The sequence below is a fragment of the Actinospica acidithermotolerans genome (genome assembly GCF_018139625.1).
GTDB lineage: Bacteria > Actinomycetota > Actinomycetes > Streptomycetales > Catenulisporaceae > Actinospica > Actinospica acidithermotolerans.
Genome location: NZ_JAGSOH010000053.1, coordinates 24,084 through 46,882, shown reverse-complemented (window position 1 = coordinate 46,882; position 22,799 = coordinate 24,084). Strand labels below are relative to the sequence as shown.

At 68.3% G+C, this 22,799-nt stretch carries 22 protein-coding genes and 3 pseudogenes; 11 read left to right on the top strand and 14 right to left on the bottom strand.

Annotated elements, in window-relative coordinates; genetic code table 11:
* Window positions 1–193 (top strand): winged helix DNA-binding protein (locus KDK95_RS18580; RefSeq protein WP_504798786.1); only part of this gene is annotated, 193 nt, incomplete at its 5' end.
* A gap of 181 nt (window positions 194–374) precedes the next feature.
* Here the strand turns inward: KDK95_RS18580 and KDK95_RS18575 are convergent.
* Together KDK95_RS18575 and KDK95_RS18570 are read right to left on the bottom strand one after the other, a co-directional pair.
* Entirely contained in the window at window positions 375–3,092 is a 2,718-nt protein-coding gene (locus KDK95_RS18575) for a SpoIIE family protein phosphatase (RefSeq protein WP_212519465.1), read from the bottom strand.
* A 285-nt stretch (window positions 3,093–3,377) separates the two neighbouring features.
* Complete coding sequence (locus tag KDK95_RS18570) at window positions 3,378–3,800, bottom strand: ricin-type beta-trefoil lectin domain protein (RefSeq protein WP_212519464.1); 423 nt, start codon at window positions 3,798–3,800, stop codon at window positions 3,378–3,380.
* On the opposite strand from KDK95_RS18570, the gene KDK95_RS37760 reads away from it, so the two are divergent.
* Window positions 3,787–4,221: a hypothetical protein gene (locus KDK95_RS37760; RefSeq protein ID WP_212519463.1), complete on the top strand. Its 435-nt coding sequence runs from the start codon at window positions 3,787–3,789 to the stop codon at window positions 4,219–4,221. The genes KDK95_RS18570 and KDK95_RS37760 overlap by 14 nt on opposite strands.
* Before the next feature lie 1,052 nt (window positions 4,222–5,273).
* On the opposite strand, the gene KDK95_RS38285 is transcribed toward KDK95_RS37760, so the two are convergent.
* Window positions 5,274–5,498 carry a DDE-type integrase/transposase/recombinase gene (locus KDK95_RS38285; protein ID WP_212519462.1) on the bottom strand — a complete coding sequence of 75 codons (225 nt, stop codon included), beginning with the start codon at window positions 5,496–5,498 and terminating at the stop codon, window positions 5,274–5,276.
* Window positions 5,499–6,165: 667 nt separating this feature from the next.
* Between KDK95_RS38285 and KDK95_RS38850 the strand changes: the two genes are divergently transcribed.
* Window positions 6,166–6,624 (top strand): transposase, encoded by a 459-nt coding sequence (locus KDK95_RS38850; RefSeq protein ID WP_504798780.1) that lies wholly within the window; start codon window positions 6,166–6,168, stop codon window positions 6,622–6,624.
* Between the two features lie 77 nt (window positions 6,625–6,701).
* Here the strand turns inward: KDK95_RS38850 and KDK95_RS18550 are convergent, their stop codons facing one another.
* Window positions 6,702–7,496 (bottom strand): SDR family NAD(P)-dependent oxidoreductase, encoded by a 795-nt coding sequence (locus KDK95_RS18550; RefSeq protein ID WP_212519460.1) that lies wholly within the window; start codon window positions 7,494–7,496, stop codon window positions 6,702–6,704.
* 63 nt (window positions 7,497–7,559) lie between these two features.
* Between KDK95_RS18550 and KDK95_RS18545 the strand changes: the two genes are divergently transcribed.
* Window positions 7,560–7,943 carry a MerR family transcriptional regulator gene (locus KDK95_RS18545; RefSeq protein WP_212519459.1) on the top strand — a complete coding sequence of 128 codons (384 nt, stop codon included), beginning with the start codon at window positions 7,560–7,562 and terminating at the stop codon, window positions 7,941–7,943.
* An 81-nt stretch (window positions 7,944–8,024) separates the two neighbouring features.
* Here the strand turns inward: KDK95_RS18545 and KDK95_RS18540 are convergent, their stop codons facing one another.
* Window positions 8,025–9,044, bottom strand: a complete 1,020-nt coding sequence (locus KDK95_RS18540) for an NAD-dependent epimerase/dehydratase family protein (RefSeq protein ID WP_212519458.1) — start codon at window positions 9,042–9,044, stop codon at window positions 8,025–8,027.
* A 76-nt stretch (window positions 9,045–9,120) separates the two neighbouring features.
* Between KDK95_RS18540 and KDK95_RS18535 the strand changes: the two genes are divergently transcribed.
* Window positions 9,121–9,744 carry a TetR/AcrR family transcriptional regulator gene (locus tag KDK95_RS18535; RefSeq protein WP_212519457.1) on the top strand — a complete coding sequence of 208 codons (624 nt, stop codon included), beginning with the start codon at window positions 9,121–9,123 and terminating at the stop codon, window positions 9,742–9,744.
* 164 nt (window positions 9,745–9,908) lie between these two features.
* A complete protein-coding gene (locus tag KDK95_RS18530; protein ID WP_212519456.1) occupies window positions 9,909–10,211 on the top strand; it encodes a Rossmann-fold NAD(P)-binding domain-containing protein in 303 nt (100 codons plus the stop codon).
* A 168-nt stretch (window positions 10,212–10,379) separates the two neighbouring features.
* Here KDK95_RS18530 and KDK95_RS18525 read toward each other — a convergent pair whose 3' ends face one another.
* Both KDK95_RS18525 and KDK95_RS18520 read right to left on the bottom strand, forming a co-directional pair.
* Complete coding sequence (locus tag KDK95_RS18525) at window positions 10,380–10,970, bottom strand: TlpA family protein disulfide reductase (protein ID WP_212519455.1); 591 nt, start codon at window positions 10,968–10,970, stop codon at window positions 10,380–10,382.
* Between the two features lie 366 nt (window positions 10,971–11,336).
* Window positions 11,337–11,912: a TetR/AcrR family transcriptional regulator gene (locus KDK95_RS18520; protein WP_249161498.1), complete on the bottom strand. Its 576-nt coding sequence runs from the start codon at window positions 11,910–11,912 to the stop codon at window positions 11,337–11,339.
* Between the two features lie 128 nt (window positions 11,913–12,040).
* Between KDK95_RS18520 and KDK95_RS18515 the strand changes: the two are divergent.
* A pseudogene (locus KDK95_RS18515) lies at window positions 12,041–12,501 on the top strand (epoxide hydrolase family protein); the annotation flags it as partial.
* Between the two features lie 129 nt (window positions 12,502–12,630).
* A complete protein-coding gene (locus tag KDK95_RS18510; protein WP_372463352.1) occupies window positions 12,631–13,185 on the top strand; it encodes a DinB family protein in 555 nt (184 codons plus the stop codon).
* 89 nt (window positions 13,186–13,274) lie between these two features.
* On the opposite strand, the pseudogene KDK95_RS18505 reads toward KDK95_RS18510, so the two are convergent.
* The 5 genes and pseudogenes from KDK95_RS18505 to KDK95_RS18485 all read right to left on the bottom strand — a co-directional run.
* Window positions 13,275–13,664: pseudogene (locus tag KDK95_RS18505) on the bottom strand (ATP-binding protein); the annotation flags it as partial.
* Entirely contained in the window at window positions 13,592–13,927 is a 336-nt protein-coding gene (locus KDK95_RS18500) for a hypothetical protein (protein ID WP_212519451.1), read from the bottom strand. The gene KDK95_RS18500 and the pseudogene KDK95_RS18505, both read right to left, overlap by 73 nt.
* Before the next feature lie 557 nt (window positions 13,928–14,484).
* On the bottom strand, window positions 14,485–15,042 hold the full coding sequence (locus tag KDK95_RS18495; RefSeq protein WP_212519450.1) for a GNAT family N-acetyltransferase: 558 nt from the start codon (window positions 15,040–15,042) through the stop codon (window positions 14,485–14,487).
* 140 nt (window positions 15,043–15,182) lie between these two features.
* Window positions 15,183–15,899: a haloacid dehalogenase type II gene (locus KDK95_RS18490; RefSeq protein ID WP_282971454.1), complete on the bottom strand. Its 717-nt coding sequence runs from the start codon at window positions 15,897–15,899 to the stop codon at window positions 15,183–15,185.
* A 193-nt stretch (window positions 15,900–16,092) separates the two neighbouring features.
* Entirely contained in the window at window positions 16,093–16,773 is a 681-nt protein-coding gene (locus tag KDK95_RS18485) for a TetR/AcrR family transcriptional regulator (protein WP_212519448.1), read from the bottom strand.
* A 183-nt stretch (window positions 16,774–16,956) separates the two neighbouring features.
* Between KDK95_RS18485 and KDK95_RS18480 the strand changes: the two genes are divergently transcribed.
* The 3 genes and pseudogenes from KDK95_RS18480 to KDK95_RS18470 all read left to right on the top strand — a co-directional run.
* Window positions 16,957–17,817: an SDR family oxidoreductase gene (locus KDK95_RS18480; RefSeq protein WP_212519447.1), complete on the top strand. Its 861-nt coding sequence runs from the start codon at window positions 16,957–16,959 to the stop codon at window positions 17,815–17,817.
* A gap of 115 nt (window positions 17,818–17,932) precedes the next feature.
* Entirely contained in the window at window positions 17,933–18,916 is a 984-nt protein-coding gene (locus KDK95_RS18475; RefSeq protein ID WP_212519446.1) for an SMP-30/gluconolactonase/LRE family protein, read from the top strand.
* A 204-nt stretch (window positions 18,917–19,120) separates the two neighbouring features.
* Window positions 19,121–19,555, top strand: a pseudogene (locus tag KDK95_RS18470) (DedA family protein); the annotation flags it as partial.
* Between the two features lie 151 nt (window positions 19,556–19,706).
* Here the strand turns inward: KDK95_RS18470 and KDK95_RS18465 are convergent.
* Together KDK95_RS18465 and KDK95_RS18460 are read right to left on the bottom strand one after the other, a co-directional pair.
* Window positions 19,707–21,293, bottom strand: coding sequence for a GMC family oxidoreductase (locus KDK95_RS18465; RefSeq protein WP_212519445.1), 1,587 nt, complete (start codon window positions 21,291–21,293; stop codon window positions 19,707–19,709).
* A gap of 75 nt (window positions 21,294–21,368) precedes the next feature.
* Complete coding sequence (locus KDK95_RS18460) at window positions 21,369–22,535, bottom strand: epoxide hydrolase family protein (protein ID WP_249161495.1); 1,167 nt, start codon at window positions 22,533–22,535, stop codon at window positions 21,369–21,371.
* Window positions 22,536–22,799 lie beyond the last annotated feature (264 nt).

Here is a 22,799-nt window from a genome sequence, read left to right as displayed (position 1 = left end):
CCCCGACCCCGCCGACCGCCGCCGCGTCCTCGTCCACGCCGCCGAACGCGGCCTCGAACTGCACGGCCGGGTCGCCTCCGCCGTCAGCGAAGTACAGTCGACTGCGCTGCGCGATCTCGGAGACAAAACAGAGCTAGCGACCATGCTCGAACGGCTCGCCGACGCGTTCGACCGGAGCGCATTGCGCGCATAACCAGAGCCCATACCGACCACAGGCTTCGACTCCACCAGCACCACACCGGAGCGCTACGCAACGCCGGCCAGCCAAGTCACCTGCCAGCGCCGCGACCCTGGGCCCGCTGGATGGTGCCACCTCACGTCGATGCACGCCACGGCCATGCCTGCAGTTCTGCCGAGCGCACTAATATCCGAGGCTACGAGTCGCCTGGACGAGTCGGCGGAGCCGGTTGCACGTGGTCCGAGGGCTCGGGCAGCGCCTGCTCCGCCCAGATGATCTTTCCTGCGGGCAGGTACCTGGTTCCCCACCGCTCGGCTAGCTGGGCGACCAGGAACAAGCCTCGACCGCCTTCGTCGGTCAGGGTCGCGTAGCGCAGGTGCGGCGAGGTGCTGCTCGTATCGGAAACCTCGCAGATAAGGGTACGGTCATACAGCACGCGCACCCTTATCGGTCCCGTTGCGTACCGTATCGCGTTGGTAGCGAGCTCGCTGAGAATCAGCTCCGTGGTGAATTCCATGTCCCCGAGACCCCAGAGCAGCAATTGCCGGCTGATGTGAGAGCGCACCGCGGACACCGCGGCGGGGTCCGCGGGAACCTCCCACTCGATGATCCTGTCTTCAGGCAGCGCGTAGGTGCGCGCGACGAGCAAAGCGACGTCGTCAGCGCGCGAGGGAGGCATCGCGTTCAGCACGGCGACGCAGGTCTGCTCAGGCGTCTTGCTGCCGTTGCCGAGGGCGGCGCGCAGCAGGTCCAGGCTCTCGTCGAGGTCACGGCCGCGCTGCTCGATCAGTCCGTCCGTGTAGAGCACCAACTGGCTCCCTTCGGGCAGTTCGATCTCCACCGTTTCGAACGGGAACATGGCCAGGCCGAGCGGTGGACCGGCCGGTACGTCCGGAAACGACACTGTCCCGTCCGGCAGCATCAGGGCCGGCGGCGGATGCGCCGCCCGCGCCATCGCGCAGCTTCGCGTGGTCGGATCGTAGATCGCGTACAGACAGGACGCCCCGAGGATCGACGTCGGGCCGACGTCGCCGGACTCTTCCTGGTCGATCCTCCCGACCAATTCGTCGAGATGCCACAGCAACTCGTCGGGCGGCAGGTCGAGGGCGGAGAAGTTGCGCACCGCCGTACGCAGGCGGCCCATGGTGGCAGCCGCGTGCAAGCCGTGCCCGACGACGTCTCCGACCGCCAGCGCGACACGCGCGCCGGGCAGCGGAATGACGTCGAACCAGTCGCCACCGACCGACTGGGCCGGCAGATAGCGGAAGGCCAGCTCCACCGCACTCACCTCGGGCATTCGACGCGGAAGCAGACTGCGCTGGAGGGTGACGGCCGTCTCGTGTTCTCGCGTGTATCGGCGGGCATTGTCGATGCTGAGCGCCGCGCGGGCGACGAGTTCCTCGGCGAGGCTGACATCGTCTTGTTCGAAGGCCGGTCGATCGAGGGAGCGCCAGAAGTATGCGATGCCGAGCAGGACGCCGCGTGCGCGCAGTGGTGCGGTGATGCTGGAGCGCAGCCCGAGGTCGAGGGCGGCCTGCGCACGCTCGGGGTCTTGGGAGCGCCACTCGACGGCCGTCTCCAAGTTCGTCTCGAGCACAGCGCGCCCGCACTCGATCGCGCGCGCCGGCGGGGAGCCCGGCTTCGGTTCGAACACCTCACCCAGCGGAGTGAAGGGATACACGTCGTGGATCCCGTACATGGCCACCCGGTGCAGCCGGACGCGGTCGGCCGAACGTGGCTCATCGCCCTCCACCACGCCCGCGACGAGATCGACGACGATGAAGTCGGCGAAGTGCGGCACCGCCACACGCGTCAGCTCGTCCGCGGTCCGCTCGACGTCCAGGGTGCTGCCGACGGCTCCGCTGGCGTCGTAGAGCAGCTTCAGCCGCTTGCGCACAGTCTCCGCCTTTTGCGAGAGCAGCCGTAGTTCGGTGGAATCCCGCAGCGTCGCCACGCTGCCCGGTGGGCCGCCGTCGCGCCCGGTCGGCCAGCTGTTGACCACCAGCAGCAGGTCGCCGACCGTCAGCACCTCGTCCTTGGCGGACTGCCCAGGACCCAGCACGGAGGCCACCGCCGGGTTGAGCCCGATCTCGGTCAACCGACGCCCCTCCAGTTCGCCCTCCGGCAGGCCGAGCAGCCGGCGCGCCTCACCGTTGATCACCGTGACACGGCCCCGCGCGTCACAGCCGACCACGCCTTCGTGGATTCCGTGCAGCGTCGCCTCGCGGTCTTGAAGCAAGCCCGCGACATCGTCGAACTCCAGTCCGAAGGTGGTCCGCTTCAGCCGCCTGGCCAGCACGTAGGAGGCGGCCGCGCCGATGCCGAGGGCGATCCCGACGTAGAGGCCGAAAGCCGAGAGTTCATGGCTGAACTGTGAGCTGGCCTGCGCCTCCGCTATACCCGCGGAGACCTCGCCGACCAGCTGGCGGCCCGGACCCGGCGCGTAGAGGGGCACCCGTCCGTTCGCCGAGCGCCCGGTGGCGCCGGAGTCGACACGCACGTGTGGCTGACCGTCCCGCACTACGATCGGCTCAGACACCGGCTGCCCGACCAGCGAGGGGATCGGGTGCGAGTGCCGTATCCGGTTGAGGTCGATCACCACGATGTATGAGGCACCGGAGTCGTAGGCGATGCGCTGGGCCTCGATCTGCACGATGCCGTGCGGGCTCGGCGCTGTGCCCGCGGCCATCGCGCTACGGATCAAAGGGTCACCGGCCGCGACCTGGGCGATCGCCACGGCGCGCTGCTCGAAGTAGCTGTCCAGCTGCCCGCGCTGGGTGAAGGCGAACAGCGCGAAACCGATCAGACTCGTCAGCGCCAGGATGACCAGCTGAACAAGCAGAATCTGCTGAGAGATCCTGCGCCCGCGACCACGTCTCGGACGGAGCCCCTGTTGACGGGCCTGCCGGGGCACACTGCCACGCTCCTCGATGAGACTCGCCGATCTCCGTCGAAGGGCGACGTATCATTACGCCCATCATTCCGCAGGCTCGCCAATCGCACCATCCGCGGGGCCCGTCGCCGGCCGCGAAGGCCGTCTACCGAGCGCCGGGGTGTGGGGCGGCCCGCGCCACGGTGCTCACGTCCCGGACTGACACCGCACTTCTCGCTCCAGAGAGCGTCCGCGCCTCGATCTACGGACGAACGCGGTACAGACATGGACAACGCGGTCGAAGCGGTGAGACATAATTGAGGCGGCTCAGCCCCACGACCACTTCTGGGCCGCCGAGCCGTCGCAGGATTCGAGATCCACTGCGTTGCCCTGGCCGGTGGTGGTAACGCAGAGGTCCGAGTGGACGCCGACAATCGAGCCGTCGGATTCGAGCGTCCACTGCTGGTTGCTCCCGCCGTTGCACGGCCAAAGGTCGACTTCGCTGCCCGGTGTCGAGTCCCAGTTGTAGTCGTCGAGGCAGTATGAGCCGCCGTCCTGGGTCAGCTGGCCGTCGGAGGTGAGGGTCCACGTCTGAAAGGCGCTCGCGCTGCAGGCAGCGACCTGCTCCACGGCGCCCGAGGAGTACGCCGATCCGGGGGTGTCCAGGCATTGGCCGGTCTGCGTGTTGCTCAGCGCCGAGTCGGCGGCGCCCTTTGCGGTTGGCGAGGTCCCGGCGGTGGCTGTTCCCACGCCGGTGGACGAGGAACTCGCGGTCGCGCTCACCGCTGCGTTCGAAGTCTGCTTCGCCCTCGCGGTCGCGCTGCCGTGCGGGTTTGCGGACGAGGTGGGCTTCGATGACGGCAAGGCGGATCGGCTCGCCTTGGCTTTCGGGCTACCGAATCCTTCACCGCCGGTGGCGCTCGCCGCCGCAACGGCGCCGCCGCCGGGCATCTGCGGCTCCGTGGTCAGCGCGGACGGAAACCCTGTGCTGTCGCCGTCGATCTGGATGAAGACGACAACCGCCGCGGCGGCGGCAAGCACCGTGGACGCGACGAGCACGATCCAGATACGCCCTGGCCCTGGCGTTGGCACTGTGCGCGCGGCTTTGGTCTGCGTCGGCTTCGAGGGCGGGTTGCCGAGCGGCGCGATCGCTGACGACGGCGCGGTCTGAACCGTTTCGCCGCTGTCCGCAGGTGCGGGAGTGCCGTCCACCCAGTTGATCTCGGGCGACCACGGCGGAACCCGCGTCCGTGCGTCGGCAGCCCCGCCTTCCGCCGACTCCGCTTCTTCCGGGGACGTCTGTGCGGCCTGCGGGTCGGCTAAGGCCTCGAGTATCTGCGCCCGATTGATCGGGGCCGTCTGATCGTGCGGACCGCGCGGTACCAGCGCCTGCCCCGGGTATGCGACCTCGGCCTGGGCGTCGAGCGCCCGCCGGAACGCAGAGGCGCGGCCCTCGGTGTCCTCGAGACCCTGACCGGTCGCGTCCATAAGACTCCTTCGGCCGGATCCCCGGCGAACTGTGGCTCACCCAATGGATTTCGCGATTGTGCTGGAGTCGCGTGCGGTGCCACGGTGTTCGGGCCCACCCCAGAACACACGGTCACCGCCAGTTGCCCGATGCTACCGTACCGGCTTCACGGCGCACGGCCGCGCCTGTGAACCTTTGTGGCGCTGGCGACTCGGCCGCCGGTGGACATAGCCGAGTTCGAAACGGCCGAGGACGCGGTGGCCGCGCGGCTGGTGTGGTGGCCTCGCTGCGGCTCAGGCCGCTGATCGCCGCAGGCACGCTGACCGTCGGCGTGGGCATGGCGTGGCTCGCCCGGATCGGCACAGGCTCCTCCTACGCCGCAGACGTGCTCGGCGCGGATCTGGGCGGCGGTGCCGAAATGGACCGAGGCGGGGGGTGCAGCCCGATTCCGGAGTGTCTGTGCTCGTGGTTGTAGGCGGTGAAGAACTGGTCGCCGAACGCTCTGGCGTGCTGGATCGGCCCGAACGGACCGGGAAGTCCGGGTGGTATTTCAGGGTTTTGAACTGTGCCTCGCTGTACGGGTTGTCGTTGGACGTCTTCGGTCTCGAATGGCTTCGGTGACACCGAGCTCGGCCAGCAGTTCGGCCACGGTGCGCGAGGTCATCGAGCTGCCGCGGTCGGCGTGCACCACGCGCGGCGCGCACGGGGCGCGGTCGATCGCGTCCGCGATCAGCGCCTCGGCCAGCTCCGCGTCCTCAGTCGGGGGCCACCAGGTAGCCGGGGACGTACCGGGAGTAGATGTCGATGATCACGTAGAGGCTGTACCAGACGCCCTTGCCCGGGCCGCGCAGCTTCGTGATGTCCCAGGACCACACCTGGCCCGGCCCGTCCGCCATCAACTCGGGTCTTTTGCGCGGCGGATGGGTCGCGTGACGGCGTCGTTCGCGCACCTCGCCCGCCTCGCGCAGGATCCGGTGCATCGTGGACTGCGAACAGTGGTAGCGATCTGCGGCGGCGAGGGGCGCGGTGCGCGCGGTTTCGGCGGCGCCGTCACGGCCGTCTCCGGCGCCTCGATCACTTGCAGCTTCGAGAGATGAGCGAGCCGATTCTGAACGGGACCGGCCTGGTAAAGAATTGCGGCGCGCCCCGGGCCCTTGCCGGGTGGATGTGGCCGTGTCGAGGACAGACCGCTGCTCCGCGTGGTGACCACGGATCCCGCACGCGGTACGGAATAAACCGGGTCCTGCCTGATCGGCACTTCAAACACGGGCTCCCGGCCGTGCGCCGGGAGCATCCACTTCATCGGTGATGGCAGCCAGCGTCGCGTCGACACCGATCGCGACGGCTTTGCCGGCACCAAGAGTGATCTATTGCGGGCAATGGTCGTGTCTCTCTCCCCCCGATGATGCAATCTGCGAGCCCCGGGATCGTGATCTTCGCCCCGAGGCGCTGGAGCGATCCGGCGTTTCTGGCCGGCGCAGGTCGGGTCCAGGCTCATCATGGCGAGGTAGACGCACCTGAGCGCGAGCTGCTCGGACTCTGCTGGCGATTCTGCGCGATTCACTAGGGTCGACGCCGCTTTCGGCTGACCTGCGGTAATGCCAGGCTCCGCAGCGGGGAGCGGCGATCTGGAGCGGGGTGATCGTAATGTCGTTGTGGCCGCATGGGGATCGCGGAGTTCCCGAAGGTACAGCGAGGCTGGCCCGGCAGCTGATGCCGGAGGGGTGTTTCGCGATGCGTTGGAGGGATGGGCTGGGCGTGGTGTTCGATCACGCCGCATTCGCCAGCCAGCTCGCCTCGCGCGGACGCCCGCCCGCATCCCCGGGCACGCTCGCGACCGTCAGCGTACTTCAGTTCGCCGAGGGGCTCACGGATCGGCAGGCGGCAGATGCCGTTCGTCTCTCGAGCGCCGTTCGTCTCGCCGACCAACTCCAGCCGCTCGAGGTTCCTGACCTGCGCGATAACGGCGAGTCCGTGCGGGCCCGGCCGCCACCTGTCACTAGGTCGGCGTGGGCCAGGACTTCGAGGACCCGCTCGAAGATCAGAGCTTCGGCGGTGCTGTTCTCAGCCAGGTCCACCCCACCACCCTGCGCATACCTCACATAACAGAGGTAGCGCGGACTACAACCGGCGTCATCACCCGTCACCTGACTTCAACCCGAAAGAGTCAGTAGAGGCCGCGGTCAGTTTTCCCAGACTGCCTTGCGGAAGAACTGCCCGGTGATCCGGGCGGCGGTCCGCGTCGGTAGCAGGCGACCGAAGACGAAGGCCTGGACAGAGTTGAACCGGCCGTCGACGACGGCGGGGCCGCGGCCCCGCAGGGCTTTGATCACGGTTTCTGCCACCTGCTCCGGCTGGCGCTTGCCGGGGGCCTGGCGGGTGTTCATCGGGGTCTCGGTCGCTCCGGGGCTGACCGCCGCCACCCGCACCCCGGTCCCGAGCGTCTCCGCCCACAAGGCACGGGTGAAAGAGAGCACGAACGCCTTCGAGGCGCCGTAGGCCGCGTTATACGGCGCCGGTGCGTACGCGGCGGTGCTGGCGATGTTCACGATCGCGCCGTGGCCACGTGCGATCATGCCGGGCAGCAGCAGCGAGGTCAATTCCACCACCGCCCCTGCGTTCAGATCCACCAGTGCCCGCACTCGCGCCGGATCCGTAGCGGCGACTGCCGCGGCCAGGGCTGTACCGGCGTTGTTGACGAGGATCTCGACCTCGATCCGCTCATCCCTGAGCCGCTCGGCCAGCCGCACCGACGCCTGCTCGCGCGACAAGTCCAGCGGAACGGCGAGCACCTCGACGCCGTGATCGGCACGCAGACGTTTCGCCGCGGCCTCCAGCCGTGCGCCGTCGCGCGCGACCAGCACCAGGTCCATACCCTCCCGCGCCATTCGCTCGGCGATCGCCGCCCCGATTCCCATGGTGGCGCCGGTGACCAGCACGGTGCCCTGCTTGATCGGTTCTCTCGTTGTGACGTCCATGTCGGCCACGCTAAACTTTGACACTAACGTGAATGTCAAGGCTGGCCCGGTCGAGGAGACGGCATGCGCATCGGAGAACTCGCCAGAGCCACCGGCGTCAGCACCCGTTCACTGCGCTACTACGAGGAACAAGGACTGCTGCCCGCAAGCCGAAGCACCAACGGATACCGGGACTACAGTGAGCAGGCCGTGCAGGTGGTCGCCTTCATCCAGGATCTCTACCGCGCCGGGCTACCCTCCGAGATCATCCGGCAGATCCTGCCGTGCGCCGGATCCGCCGAACCTCAAGGCGACTGCGGCGCACTGCTCGCCCGCGTCGAGCAGGTCCGCGACCAACTCGCGCAGCAGGAACAGCAACTCTCACTGCGACGGGAGATGCTCGAACGCTACCTTTCCGGCGCCGCGGCCCCGGCAGGCCTCGACGCCCACCAGAACAGCTCCTCCTGAGATGGCAATCGTCTGTCGCGGAGTTCCCCGATCAGCCGATCGCGCGCGAACCGCCACGCGAACCATCCTTAATTGCCCGCTCTAGACGAGTCCGCGCTCGACGAGGCTTCGGGCGGTCTCCTCGATCGCATCAGGTATCGAGCGGAGAGGCCGGCCAAGGAGCGCTTCGGCGGGGCCCCGGTCGAAGCGCTGCGCCGATCCGATGAGCCATCGGTTGTCGCGCAACTGAGTTTCAAAGATGCTCGCGACCCAGGTCAACCAGGTCGGCATCGCGCGGCTGGGCATCTTCGCGCTCGCTTCGGGAAGCCGCTCGCGCAGCACAGTGGCGACATCGATGAGCGAAGACGGGTCCGTGGCGACGATCGTGCGGCTGCCGCCCGCTGACGTCGCGGTCATGGCCTCGATCTGTGCGTCGGCCACATCCCGCACGTCGATCCAGGGCAGTCGCAGGTCGGGAATCATCGGCAGCGCCCCAGCCATGATCTGCTGGATCGCTGTGACGGAGGTTCCGGGGTCGTCGGAGAGAAGGGGGCCGATGACCGCGCCGGGGTTGACGACGGCGAGAGAGTCGCGCGCGCCGCGCCGCTCGGCGATATCCCAGGCCGCACGCTCGGCCCGCACCTTCGAGGTGACGTAGGCGCCGAGCCCCCGCCGGTCGAGTGGGGTCCAGTCGGACGCCGTGAACAGGTGGCCGTTACGCACCGGGGCGTACTGCAAGGCCCCGAGGGAGGAGGTGACCACCACCCGCTGGGCGCCCGCGTCGAGCGCGGCGTTGACCGCCCTCGTCGTGCCCTGAACAGCGGGCCGGATCAGATCGTCTGGGTCCTTCGGCTTCGTCGTGACGAAGGGGGACGCGACATGCTGCACGAATCGACAGCCTTCGGCGGCGGCCGACCAGCCCTCGTCCGCGAGGAGGTCGAGTCGCACGATCTCCAGCAACGCGACGTCCACCCCGGCGGCCGCCATCGCGGCGCGCACCTCGTCGCCGCGGGCCGGCGAACGCACCGACCCGCGGACCGCGTACCCGCGGCGAAGAAGCTCAGCGGCGATGTGGCCGCCGATGAATCCAGAAACGCCCGTGACCAGTACCGTCTCCGCCATGCCCGTCTCCCACGATCGACAATCTTGACAGTGAGTAGTTTACAGCCGATCTATTCACTGTCAAGATGGACGTATCATGGTGACCGAGCAAGCTAGAACCGGTGATCGCTACCATCACGGCAACCTGCGCGCGGCGCTGCTTGAAAGCGCCTTGGAGGTGCTGACCGAGACCGGCGTCGCCGGCTTCAGCATGCGCGAGGCAGCGCGCAGAGCCGGCGTGTCGCAGTCCGCGCCGAAGCACCATTTCGGCGATACGCGCGGGCTGCTCGGCGCGCTCGCCACGCGCGCCTACCGCCAGCTCTGCGAGCGCCTCGAGGGCGTGGAGTGCTCCGGGCTCGATGCGCGCGAGCGAGTGACGGGCCTCGCAGTCGAATACGTTGCGTTCGCGCGGGACAACCGCGCGCTGTTCGACCTCATGTGGCGCATGACGCAGTTCGACTACGACGATCCGGAACTGGCCGAGCAGAAGCACCGCGCCCTGCGCGCACTGGATCGCGTCCTCCGCGGCACGGACGCCGGATCGACGTCCGATGAGGACCCGGGGTCAGTGCAGAGTTACGCAGTATGGTCACTCGTCCACGGGTACACCAGCCTCGCGCTCGAGGGAGCGATCGACGAGCAAGCCGCCGACCCGCTGGCAAGCGACCTACTCCCCGCGATGCTCCGACTCGTCGATCTCCGTCCCGTAGACGGACGCTGACCGACGATCGAAGTCCGAGGAAGATCTTCTCCGTCGCCAACCGCGTCGGGAGCATCCGATGACGCTGCTCGGGCCGCTCACACGCGGCCAGCACCTCGCCGACCAGCGCAGGCGGCACCCACGCGTGAGCACCCCCACCGCGATCCGGTGCCGGCGACGGACTCGTGAGCGGAGCGGCCCGCGTCGACTACGCCGCAGCAGCAGCCGAGGTCCTCACCGGCCAAGACCACGAGAACCGCGTCTATGAACTTGGCGGCGACCCGGCGTGCACCCTGGCGGAACTGGCCGCCGAGATCACCAGGCGATCCGGCACCGAGGTGCGCTACACGGACGTGCCCGAGACCGCGCACGCCCGCGTCCTCGCCGAGGCGGGCCTGTCCGACGCCCTCGCGCACCTGCTCGCCGACGCCGATCAGGGCATCCGACGCGGTGGCTGCACACCGACAGCGGCGACCTGGCCCGCCTGATCGGACGCCCCACGACCCCGCTCGCCACCGCCGTGGCCGCCGCCCTCGCCGCGCGCTGACCGTCCGGCGCAAGAACACAATGGAGGTGCAATTCCCCATGGATCACGAACACGAGAAGACGCGCTATCGCGGGTTCGGCCCCGTCCTCGGGTGGCCCGATCAACAAGGTCAGCTCCCGGTGAGGGTGTAGGCGATCTCCTTGATCAGCTCTGGCTCGGTGATCCCGCCGAGCGCGCGCACGGCCACCTTGCCGCTGCTGTCGACGATCAGCGTGGAGGGCACGCTGGTTGCCGGGATGATCTGCCTGAGCTTGAGCACCAGGGATTCGTCCCGGTCCTGCAGCGAGGGGTACGAAATCTGGAACTGCGAGTTATAGGCGATCGCGGCGGCGTTGTCGTCCTCGAAGTTGATGCCGACGAACTGGACGCCCTTGGACCGGTCCTTCTGAAAGGCCTCGGCGAAGTCCGGCGCCTCCTCGCGGCACGGCACGCACCACGAGGCCCAGACGTTGATCACGGTCACATGCCCGGTGTACGAGAGGGAGAGCTGCTTACCTTGCAGTGTCGTGCCGCTGAGCGCGGGCATCGCCTGGCGGTCGGCGGCCACGACCTGCGAGATCCCGGCGGTGACGCTGACGTAGCCGGCCTGCCCTGCGTTCGGTCTGCCCGCACCACCGCAGCCCGCGAGGACCGCGGTCGCGGTGAGGCTCACGGCCACGAGGGCGTAAGCGCGGCAGCGAGCAGGGTTCGATGTCACCATGCAGAGAATCTAACATTCCTAATGTCTGGCAAAGCCGCCGGGTCAGCGGCTCAGCAACGCAAAGCTCGCCGTTACCCAGCGCGGACTATAGCAACCTACGCATTCGACTACGCTTGACCAGCCCCGCAAAAACAGGAGCCGACGACACCCCAGCGAATCGGACATGCGGCCCTGTTTCGCCCTCTGAAGACGCGGCGCCATCGCCAGCACGACCACGCGGTCCGCATTCGTGGTGCTCATGCGGAAGTCGGTAGTCGCAGGCCGTCGGGGTGATTCCGCTACCGGAGGTCACCCCCCGTAGTCCGAGCCCGCGATCCGCGCCCGTGCCGTAAGTTCGCAGTCGCGACTCCGCTCGAGCGCTGCGGGTCAGGGCTGGTTGTCCGCGAGTGTGGTGGCGCGTGGCTCGGGGACTCCGAGCATCATGAGGCTTGTGATCGTCGCTGCTCGGGCGTCGAGGGTCGCGCCCGATCGGCCGTGGTCCGCGATGGCGAACACGACCCCGTAGGCGGCCTGGCTCAGCAGGGCGGCAGGCAGATGCTTCGCGAACACGCCACCGTCCTGGCCGCGTTGTACGAGGCCGGCGAGGAGTTCGTCGAGCGGCCCGAGCAGGGCGTGGATCGCCTCGCCGAACTCGCCGCGGCGCAGCGCGAGCAGTACCCGGTACCGGTGCGCGAGCGGCCAGAGGCGGGCGATGAACTCGGCCCACGCCGCGTCCGCGTCCGCGTCCGCGTCGGAGGCGTTGACGTCGGTGAGCACGGCCGTCATCTCGGTGACGGCCCGTTCCGTGAGTGTCCGGACCAGGTCCAGGCGCGAGGGGAAGTGGTCGTAGACCGTGCGCCGGACGACACCGGCGGCGGTGGCGATCTCCCCCATTCCGGCGTCGGGTTTCTCTCCGAGCACGTCGAGCGCGACGTCGAGGATGCGATTGCGTGTCTCGTTCATCGATCGCGCACGAAAGGACTCGGTGGGCACGACACCAGTATTGCACACGCGTGTACAGTGGCGTTAACTGTACAGCAGTGTGCAGTCAATACGCTGCGCTTCGAAACTCGCGAGACGAGGAGAAGGCGATGACCGCACCGACGTCGCCGACCTCGCCCCTCGTCCGCCCGTTCACCGTCTCGATCTCGGATGCCGAGATACGGATGCCGAGATCGATGACGTGAAGCGGCGACTGGCCGGGACTCGGTGGCCGGATCCGGAAACGGTGGGTGACGTCCACGTCAGGTCCAAGAACCCCGACGCGCTGCCGCTGATCCTCACGCACGGATGGCCGAGCTCGAACGCCGACTTCCTGATTCTGATCGGCCCGCTGACCGATCCGGTCGCGCACAGAGGAGACGCCGCCGACTCGTTCGACGTGGTCGTGCCCTCCCTGCCCGGGTTCGGGTTCTCCGGAAAGCCCACCGAGACCGGATGGAACGTAGGGCGCATCGCGAGCGCGTGGGCGGAACCGATGAAGCGCCTGGGCTACTCGAGGTGGGCCGCGCAAGGAAGCGATTGGGGCGCCGTCGTCACCACCGAGCTCGGGGTGGCTTCGTCTATGACTGGCGACAGTACTTGTCGATGAGTTCTGGCAGCGCTTGTAGCCCGCTCGGGACCGGAGGCGGTTGCCCGTCCGTCTTTCGAGTTCGCCACCGGCTACGGTCTGATCATGGATATTGACTGGAATGCTGAGCTGGTCGATCAGCTTGAGGAGCACTGGCACGGTCAGCTTCGTCCCCGACTGGACGGGTTGAGCGATGAGGAGTACTTCTGGCAGCCGGTCCGTGGGTGCTGGACGCTCAGCCGTCGTGGTGAGAGCTCGGCGCCTATCTCGCTCGGCACGGGCGAATTCACCATGGACTATGCCGAGCCGCCGCACGATCGCGAGCCTGTCACCACGATCGCGTGGCGGCTTGCGCACCTGATCGATGTGTTCGGGAACCCGACGGCGTCGCATTTCGATGGTCCACGCGCCCATGACCCGGTCGATGGCTACTCGGGCACCGCCGAGGGGGCGTTGCGCCAGCTCGATGAAGGGCACGACGCGTGGGTCCGCGACCTGCGCAGCCTCGGCGCTGCGGGACTCGCACGGCCGCAGGGCGCAATCTCACCGCCGCAGTATGCCGACGCGCCGATGGTGAAGCGCATCATGCACACCCACCGCGAGGTCATCCACCACGGCGCGGAGATCTGTCTGCTGCGTGACCTCTATCTTTGGAACGGCTCGTAGCAACGCGGTCAAATCTTCGGACCGCCATGTCGGCGGTATCGGCTCTTTCCCAGTGCACCATGGTCGTCGATGCTCGTCGCAGGCCAAGGTCATGCGGCCTGGGCACGGGTCTGGGCGAGACGATACGAGTCGTTGCCGGTCTCGATGATGTTCCCGCCGAATGTGAGACGATCGACAATAGCGGCGCACAGCCGAGGGTCCGCAAAGGTCTTTGTCCATCCTCCGAAACTCTCATTCAAGTCGATCGCCACGCTCGCCTTCTCCTCCCGCTCGATAAGAATCTGGAACAGCAGCTCCGCGCCATGCTTATCCAGCTACATATATACGAGCTCATCGATGCAAAGTAAATCCACCCGCCCGTAGCGGGCGACAGTCTTGGTCAGCTGCTTCTCGTCGGCAGCTTCGATCAGCTCGTTGACCAGTTTCGTGGCCAGGGTGCAGCGCACCCGGTAACCGGGCATCGCGGCGTCGGCAGCGACGGTCCGTTGCGTACCGCATCGTAGTCGCCGGTCAGCCCATGGGCGAAGCCGGCCAGCGGCCCCAGGCCACTGGCCTGGGTGGCGGCGATCCACTTATCGAGCAGGTGCCCTTGGCGCTCGGTCATCACCGCCGCGAAGGTGCGCACACGGCCGGCCAGGGCTGCGAGTTCGGGGCAGCGTTCGAGTATCTGCGCCCTTTGCGCCTCCTCTTCGTCATCCAGGCTGCGAGGGTGGCAGGTGAGCCAGCCGGTGACCTGGCGCAACTGGGGGCAGGCGCGGTAGCGGGTTGTTGGCCGGAGCGGCGTGCGCGCACGAAGTCGCGTACGGCGGCGTAGCTGCCGGGGAAGCCGAGCGCTTTGATCTCCTTGTGCAGCGCTGCGGCGTTGCCGCAGCCTTCGGCCAGTCGTCGGCGCAGGTAGGGCTTGTACTCATCCAGTGACGAAGTCGCCCGTGTCGAAGCCGACGTGGAGCTGATCGATCAGAGCGGCCCGGGTGCAGGAGAGTCGTGGGCGGGGCGTGCCGTTCGGGATTGCGTGGCTGACCAGACGTCGCGGCCGGAATATCACAGGTCCTGGCCGCCGAGCGGCAGGCGATGCCATGCCCAGCGGCATGACGCTGCATGGTAAGCCACTCCCCCTGTCGTATACCGGGCATGTGACCGTGATCAACCTCTAGCCCCGCGAACGTACAAGCACTCGTAGAAGCCCTGGGTGTGCCCCGCTCCACGGTCCACGGCCGCCTCGATCGCGAGAAGACCGCGACCTGCCGGCCCCAGAGGACTGCCGTTGACCGGCCGTGGCCTCGGGCCCGCTGCTGGGTCCTACACCGCCAGGCGATCGTTGAGAATGCGCTGGAAGATCATGTGATCGCGCCATGCTCCGTTGATGTGCAGGTAGCTGTGAGCGGTGCCGATGAGCGTGAACCCTGACTTCGCCAACACGCGCCGTGACCCGACGTTGTCCGCCGACGTGGCCGCCTCGATCCGGTGGAGGTCGACCTCCTCGTCGGCAATACGGCAGACGTACTCGACGGCCAGGGTCGCCAGGCCCTGCCCCGTGTGCCCCTCGTCGATCCAGTAGCCGAGGTTCGCGCTCCGAGCTGGGCCCAATGCGATATCGGACAGTGTCACCGCTCCGACGATCCTGTCGCCGGTCGCCAGCACCCAGGGCAGCAGCCGCCCCGCCTCCTGAAGCTTCAGCTGGCTACGAACCCGGCTCTCCTGGACCTCAAAGGTGAAGAAGTCCTCGGCCCGGTCAAGATCCCATGGCCTGAGGTGCTCACGGTTCGAGACGTAAGCCTCCAGAAGAGGCCCGGCATCGGAATCCCCCAGCGGACGGATCCGCACCTGGTCCGACAAGACGGTCCCGCTCGCGATCACGCCGCCAGAGTACATCACTCCAGCGCATCCACGGCCAGCTGACCTGCGATCTCTGCGGGTCGGCCAACCTGCTACGACCAGCTGCCGAAGGACAAGGACGAGGGGCGATATTCCCTCCGCGCGCCGCAGCCCGGGCAGGTCTACCAGGCAGGCGCTGCGTCGAACTGGCCGCGGAGCAGTTCCTCGGCCAAGGCGGCGAGGTCGGGCATAACCAGGTCGAAGACGTCTGAGGCCTCCGGATCGCCTTCGCCCGCGCGTTGCACGTACGCCGTGCGCAGTCCGAGGTTCGCGGCTGCGCGCAGGTCCCACGGGTGAGCGGCGACCATGAGTGTGCGGCTCGGGTCGAGTTCCAACCGATGAAGAGCGAGCCGGTACACGGCCGGATCGGGTTTGTAGGCGTGCACCATCTCGCCGGAAAGCACACAGTGCCAAGTCAGCCCGCCTGCGGAAAACAGGTCGGCGAGCATCGAAAGGTTGCCGTTCGACAGTGCCACGACGGTGTACCGCTCGCTGAGTTTCCGCAGCGCGGCCCGTGCGTCCGGCCAGGGCCTTAACCGATGCCCCACCAGGGCGAGCCGAGAGACATCGGCCTCCGGCAGTCGCGGTCCATCACGCAACGCGGACGCGAGCGCCTCGGCGTTGAGTTCGTCGGTCGAGCGCCATGGCGCGCCCTCGCGGATCGCGGAGACCAGGGTGGCGAAGCGCCGAGACCAGGCCGACGTCACCTCGTCGGCCCTTCCCGCGGCGCCGACATCGGCGAGCGCGGCCGCGACCTCGGCGCGCATCGAACCGGCCTCGTCCACCACGGTACCAAGGACATCGAACAGGAGGGTGTCGATCGTGTTCGCAAGCGCCATCCGTCAATCGTCGCACGGATCCCTGGAGGACGGCCGAGCGCTTCAGTCCGCCCCGGCCTTGAAGCCCGTTACGACGCGCGAACCCGACACCCGCGGCATATCTGACGCCGCGTCCGGTGCACGATCCCTGATGGACGGTGGTCGGCGGGGGGCGGGTTCGGCAGGATTCTGTCAGCCATCCCGGTCCGCCCGATCACCTGACGTGGGCGGCTTCCCGCGTGATCGCGGGGTGCGTGATGCGGGCCACGAGGTCGCGCCAGCCGGCTTCGAGTTGGTCGGCGTCGTGGCCGCGGCGGGCGAGGAGGTGGTGGACGAAGGTGGGGTCGAGCGTGCCGAGCAGGGTCTCGGCGAGCAGGTCCAGATCACCGCGAACGTCCGCTTCGTGCAGGAGGATCGCGATGTGCCGGGCCCGGACGTTGCGCGAGGGGGACGTGTAGCGCGCGGTGGCCTGCTGGTCGGCCTCGAGATAGAGGTTCAGGTTGTCGAGGAGGTGCCGCAGCCTGGCTGTGCCGAAGGCCTCCAGGCGTGCGATCGGTCCGGCTCCGGGGCCGAGCGGGGGTGGGCCGAGCATGAAGGCGTTCTGGAAGGTGAGCTCCGTCTCGTCCAGGAGAGCGAACAGCAGGCCGGACCGGTCGCCGAAGCGTCGGAACACGGTGCCCTTGCCCACGCCCGCAGCCGCCGCGACCGCGTCCATCGTCAAGTGCTCGGCGCCCTGCTCTTGGATCAGGGTGGCGGCGGCCTGGAGCAGTCTGGCCCGGTTGCGTGCCGCGTCGGCGCGCTCGCTTGGCGGAGCTTGGCCCAGCAGTTGGAGTGCCGCGGCCTGCGCCGCGCGGCTCGGCGCGACGGGGTCGGGCGGCGGGGACGACGCGGTCATGGGGCCAGCATAGCGTTTTCGGGAGGCTAAGTGGACCTCGGTCCGATTCCGTGCTACAAATCTGTCCACAAGCGGACTACGGTCCGATTGTGGTGGGTGCCGGGGAAGACCTCAGCCGCCTGCACGTACCTGTCTCGCACCTACTTGTCACGCCGCGACGCCCGCGGCGGAGAGGAGATCCTCATGTCCATCGTCGTCACAGGGGCAACCGGCCAGCTGGGCAGGCTTGCCGTCGAGGCGCTCCTGCGGCGCGGAGTGCCGCCCGCCGAGATCGTCGCGACGGGCCGGGATACCGATGGGATCAAAGACCTGGCCGAGCGCGGCGTCGTCGTGCGCAGGGCCGATTTTGCCGATCCGGGGAGCCTTGGGGCGGCCTTTGAGGGAGCCGACAAGTTGCTGCTGATCTCGGCCTCGTTCCCGGTCGAAGAACGGCTCGGCAACCACCGGCGGGCCATCGACGCAGCGCGGGCCGCGGGTGTTTCCCTCATCGCGTACACGAGCATGACGCGCGCCGACACGGCGACCACGATCCTCGCCGCCACCCATCGCGCCACCGAGGCCTACCTGCGTGAATGCGAGATCCCCTGCGCGTTGCTGCGGAACAGTTGGTACCTGGAGAACTACACGAGCCAACTCCCCGTGGTCCTACAGCACGGCGCCTTCATCGGAGCCGCCGGCGAGGGCAGGGTCAGTGCCGCCTCCCGCGCCGATTACGCCGAGGCCGCCGCGGCAGTACTGACCACGGATGGGCACGCCGGCGAAGTGTACGAGTTGGGCGGCGATGAGGCGTTCACGCTGGCCGAACTCGCAGCGGCGGTCTCTACGGCCACCGGCCAGCCGATCGCTTACAGCGATCTGCCCGCGGAGCAACTCACCCAGGCGCTGACCACGGCGGGTCTGCCCGCCGAACTCGCGCACGTCCTCGCCGACGCAGATCTCGGCCTCGCCCGCGGCGAACTTTTCACCGACTCGGGCGACCTGAGCCGCCTCATCGGGCGGCCCACTACCCCGCTGGCCGACATGGTCGCCAGCGCAGTGCGCTGACAAGGATCCAGCTACCAGGCATCGGGCTCGAGCACGAGTTCGAAGTCGATGGCCACTTCCTGTCAGCGCCACAGAGCTCGTTTTCCTCCCGCGTCGAACACAAAGGTTGATCATCATGCACACGAGCGCATCCGCACACGCCACGTTCCGGCGTGCCCTGTTCACTTTCGCCACCACGTCCGCCGCTCTCGCCGCACTCACGCTTCCCGCCGACGCCGCGACCGTCCAGGCCCACGGCGGTACCTACGCGATCACGGTCGATGGCGCCAACGCCTTTCCCGAAAGCGTCGCGGCCGACAGCACGTACATCTACACCGGAAGCATCGACGACGGCTCCGTCTATCGCGGACGCGTCGGAGCGAAGACGCTCGAAACCTTTTTGACGGCAGGCCAAGACGGCCGGACCCAGGCCACCGGGATCAAGATCGCCGGCGACCGCCTGCTGGTCGCCGGCGCCTTCACCGGCCGCTTCTTCATCTACACCGACACCGGGAAGCTCGTCGCCTCCTACACCGTGCCCGCCACCGGCCGGAAGACTCTCGTCAATGATGAGACCGTCGCTCCCAACGGAGACGTCTACATCACCGACTCCTTCCGCCCGGTCGTCTATCGCATACCGGCCGCCGAGGTCTATGCCCCCGCCACCGGAGCCCACCGGACCCTCCAGGTGGCCTATCACCTACCGGACTACGTGGCCGGCCAGTCCAACGGCAACGGCATCGTCACCGCCCCTGACGGCAGGTCTTTGATCATCGGCTACTGGTACACGGGCGCTCTCTACCGGCTCACGCTCGACACCGGTGCCGTTGAGAAGATCGACGCGCCGGCTCTGCCGAGCGCCGACGGCATCGCGCGGCAAGGTCGAATCCTGTATATCGCCCGCTCCGTGAACAACGAGGTCGACACCGTGCGGCTCTCCGACGGCGACACGCGTGCAAGCCTTACGGCCGAGCGCACCTACCCCGGCGCGGACACCACCACCGGCGTCGCGATAAGCGGAGACCGGTTGCTGGTGACCAACTCCCAGATGGACACGTATCTATACGGCTCCCCGCTCACCAGCCCCACTTTCACCATAGAGAGCCTGCCTTTGCGCTGAGGGGCTGCGTGGTCTGCGGCTCCGTCGGAGCGTCGGGGTGCTGTTAGCGACCTTCGCCTGCCACCTGTCGAGCAGCTGACAGCGGCGTTGTAGGCGGCTGATGCGTCGCGTGGGCCGGGGATGCTCGTTCGGGCCGATCGTTAGTGAACAGACGGACAAGGTCGGTGCCGACGACGGTCAGCACGTGCTGGACTTGCGTTTTGGCTTCGTCGGTCCCGTCCGCGACGCTACGGACGCCACGTCGGATTGACACCGCGCAGGCTCAAGGTCGGCCGATACCTGTTCGACCGCCACGGCGGCACGGTCGTCTTCTACTCGAGGTTCATATCCGGCCTGCGCACGTATGCCGCGTTCATCGCCGGGATGGTCGCGATGAGGCGGCCCGGATTCGTCGTGGCGAACGCCGCCGGCGCGTTGGTGTGGGCCCCCGCGATCGCGTTCGGCGCCTACGGCCTCGGCGGCGCGGCGAGCGGGCTCGGTAGTGCCCTGACATTCATCGGCGTAGGCGTCTCCATCGCGCTCTCCCGTCATTGTCGGCCTCCTGGTCAAACGATCGATGCGCGCGTGATTCCCGACCCGGCGTCGCGGCGCGAGCGTCGCCCCCGGCCGCATGGCCCGCCCAGCCACCCATCCGGATGACTGGGCGGAGCCAGCCGTCAACCTGTCAGAACAGTGCGCGGCAGGGAGGTCAGATCTCGCGCGGCTCGGCGGAACCCAGCAGTGCCGGACGGCCGCCGCCCGGGATAAAGCGAACGAAGGTGACGCCGACTGATCGGGTGACCGCGTATTCTCATCGGTCCGCGGCGAGCGGGGCGGTCGCTCGACCGCTGATCAGTGCGGCCGCCCTGTAGCCGACCACCACGGACGGAGCCATGGTGTTTCCCGAGGTGACGCGAGGCAGGACCGACGCGTCCGCGATACGCAGGTTCTGCGTGCCCCGGACTCGCAGTTCGTGGTCGACGACGGCGTCCGCGTCGTCCGCGGCGCCGATCCTGGCCGTGCCGCACTGGTGCCAGAACGTTGAAGCGGCCGTGCGGAGGTACGCGGCGACATCCGCGTCCGACGCCGGTCCCGGGATTGCGCGTTCGCCGCGGTAACGCCGCATCGCCGGCGCGTCGGCGACGGTCTCGGCGAAGCGGTAGGCCTCGACGGCGTCGTGAAGGTCCTCGGGTTCGGTGAAAAAGCCGGTCTCGATCACCGGTGTGCTCGCCGGGTCGGCGTCGGCGAGCCGCACCGATCCGCGGGAGCGCAGGCGCATGCCGAGCAGGAACGTGAACGCCGACGCCGGGCTACCGTAGCGCGCCGCGGCTTCGGGACTCATGAACGCCGCCCCTCCGGAGTACATGACGAACTTCGGTGATTCGGGCCGACCGTCGCTTCCCCAGAAGCACACCGCCTGCGCGCGCGCAGGCGGGGGCAGTTCCCGCTCACCGGCCTCGAAGACGCATCCGATGAGCAGATGGTCGTCCAGGTTGGCGCCGACCCCGGGAAGGTTTTCGAGGACGTCGATGCCCAGAGGTTCGAGGTGCCGAGCCGGACCGAGACCGGAGTGCATGAGGACCTTCGGCGTCTGGACCGTCCCGAGGCTGAGCACGACCTCCCGTTCGGCCCGGAACCGCACGAGGCGTCCGTCCGCGACGGCCTCGACGCCGATCGCGCGTCGGCCCTCGAACAGCACGCGGGTGACGTGCGTCCCCGTCCGCACCGTCAGATGTCGCTGTCGGCGCCGTGGGGCGAGCAGCGCGCGGTACGGTGAGCGCCGGACGCCGTTCTCGACGATCTCGTCGCGCACGGCGCAGCCGGTGCCTCGTTCGGCGAGCTCCCCGTTGGGACTGTCGTAACGTTCGAGGCCCGCCGCTTCTGCTCCGTCGAGCATCGCGTCGAAGAAGGGATCCAGCGGCTGAGCCGGCTGGATGTGCATGGGGCCGGCCGTGCCGCGCCGGGCCGGGTCGGGCTTGCCGCGCCAGGTCTCGATCTCGCGGTAGATCTCCAGCGTCGACTCGTATGACCATCGCGGGTCCGCGCACTGGGCAGCCAGATCCTCCCAGTCGCGCCGGTGGCCGCGCGACCAGACTCCGACGTTGATGCTCGAACCGCCGCCGAGGCCTTTGCCCATTGAATACAGCAGGCGCCGCCCGTCGAGCCCGGCCTCCGGCGCGGTCAGGTACCCCCAGTCGCGCTCGCCGCCGAGGTTCTCGGGCCATCGGTCAGGGTCGGTTACCCGCTCGTCCTCATCGTCGGGCCCCGCCTCCAGGACCAGCACCCGCAGGTCCTCGTCGGCGGCCAGATATCCCGCGGCCGTCGAGCCCGCGGAACCGGCGCCGCACACGATGACGTCGAACTCCTCCATCGGCTCCAGTCCTTTCTCGTCCTGCATGCCTTTGCTCAACTCCTCGGGGTCCAGGTCGGTACCGGTTGACGGTGCATAGGCCGTCGCCCGATCGCTCGGAACCTAACGGTCGCGGACCTGACGGAAGGCATTCCTGAGTTCGCTGACCAGCTGGCCGGGCTTTTCCCAGCCCGCGAAGTGCCCGCCGTACTCCATCGCGTTCCAGCTGATGATGTTGCGGTAGCGGTGTTCCGCCCAGCGCCGGGCGGTCGGGTAGGGCTCGCCGGGAAACAGCGTGAAGGCGGTAGGTACGGTCACCGTCTCCTTGTTCTGCGCCTCTGCGCTGCGCGGCGTCGACCGCGCCGACTCCCAGTACCAGCGTGCTGCGGAGGCTCCGGTACGGGTGAACCAGTACAGGGCGATGTTCTCCACCTGCTGGGCCATGCTGACGCCGCCGCCCGCCTCGGGCCGCCTGTCCGAGAAGTCGACCAGCGCCTGGCCGAGCCACGCGGCGAGCCCGGCCGGAGAGTCGGTCAGGGAATAGCCCAGCGTCTGCGGGAACACGCTCTGGACGATCGCGTGGGTGGGGCCGGTTCTCAGGAACCTGTCACGCTTGGCCAGCATGAGCTTCTCCGCGTCGTCCGCAGCCGCCACGTCTTCGGGCAGCGGGGACGCGAACGGCATGGTCAAATGCAGCGCGGCGACCCGCTCGGGCTCCAGGCCGGCCAGGTAGCTACTCACGGACGCGCCCCAGTCGCCGCCGTGCGCCCCGAAGCGTTCGTACCCGAGCCTGGTCATCAGTTCCGCCCAGGCCTGTGCTGTGCGGCCGGGGGTCCAGCCGCGTTCCCGGGGCCGCTCGCTGAAGCCGAAGCCCGGCAGCGCCGGGATGACCACATCAAAGGCGTCCTCGGCGGCGCCGCCGTGCGCGACCGGGTCGGTCAGCGGCCCGATGATGCTCTGGAATTCCAGGACAGAGCCGGGCCAGCCGTGCGTCAGTACCAGGGGAAAGGCGCCCGGCTCGGCCGAGCGTACATGCCAGAACGCGATGTCCAGGCCGTCCAGGCGGGTGCGGTAATGCGGTCTCGCATTCCACCGCGCTTCCAGGGACCGCCAGTCATGCGCACGCCAGGTGTCCAGCAGGCTCTGCAGATGATCCAGGCCGATGCCTTGCGTACCGTCCTGGACCGTCTCCGCTTCGGGAAGCCGGACACGGTCCAGGCGCTCCTGCAGGTCCTCGAGGTCGTGTTCAGGGATGTATACCGGAAAAGATTCGATCTCGGTCACGTCCATAACTGTAGCGGATAGAAACACTCAATGCGCAAGTGCGCCACTAAGGTTGTGACCCATGCGATAGCACACATTCCGCGGTTGAGTTCGCAGGCTGATGCCGCGCATGCTGCAACAGCGATCGGCGGCCCGAACGCACCGTGATATTCAAGGGCTTTCTGTTGAAGCCGTGTTTCTCCGCGTGTGTGCCTGGATTTTCCGAGGGTGAGTTGGCGGAGGTTCTCACGCTCTGGGGGCAGGCAGTCGCGGCACTCGGCTTGGGTCCGG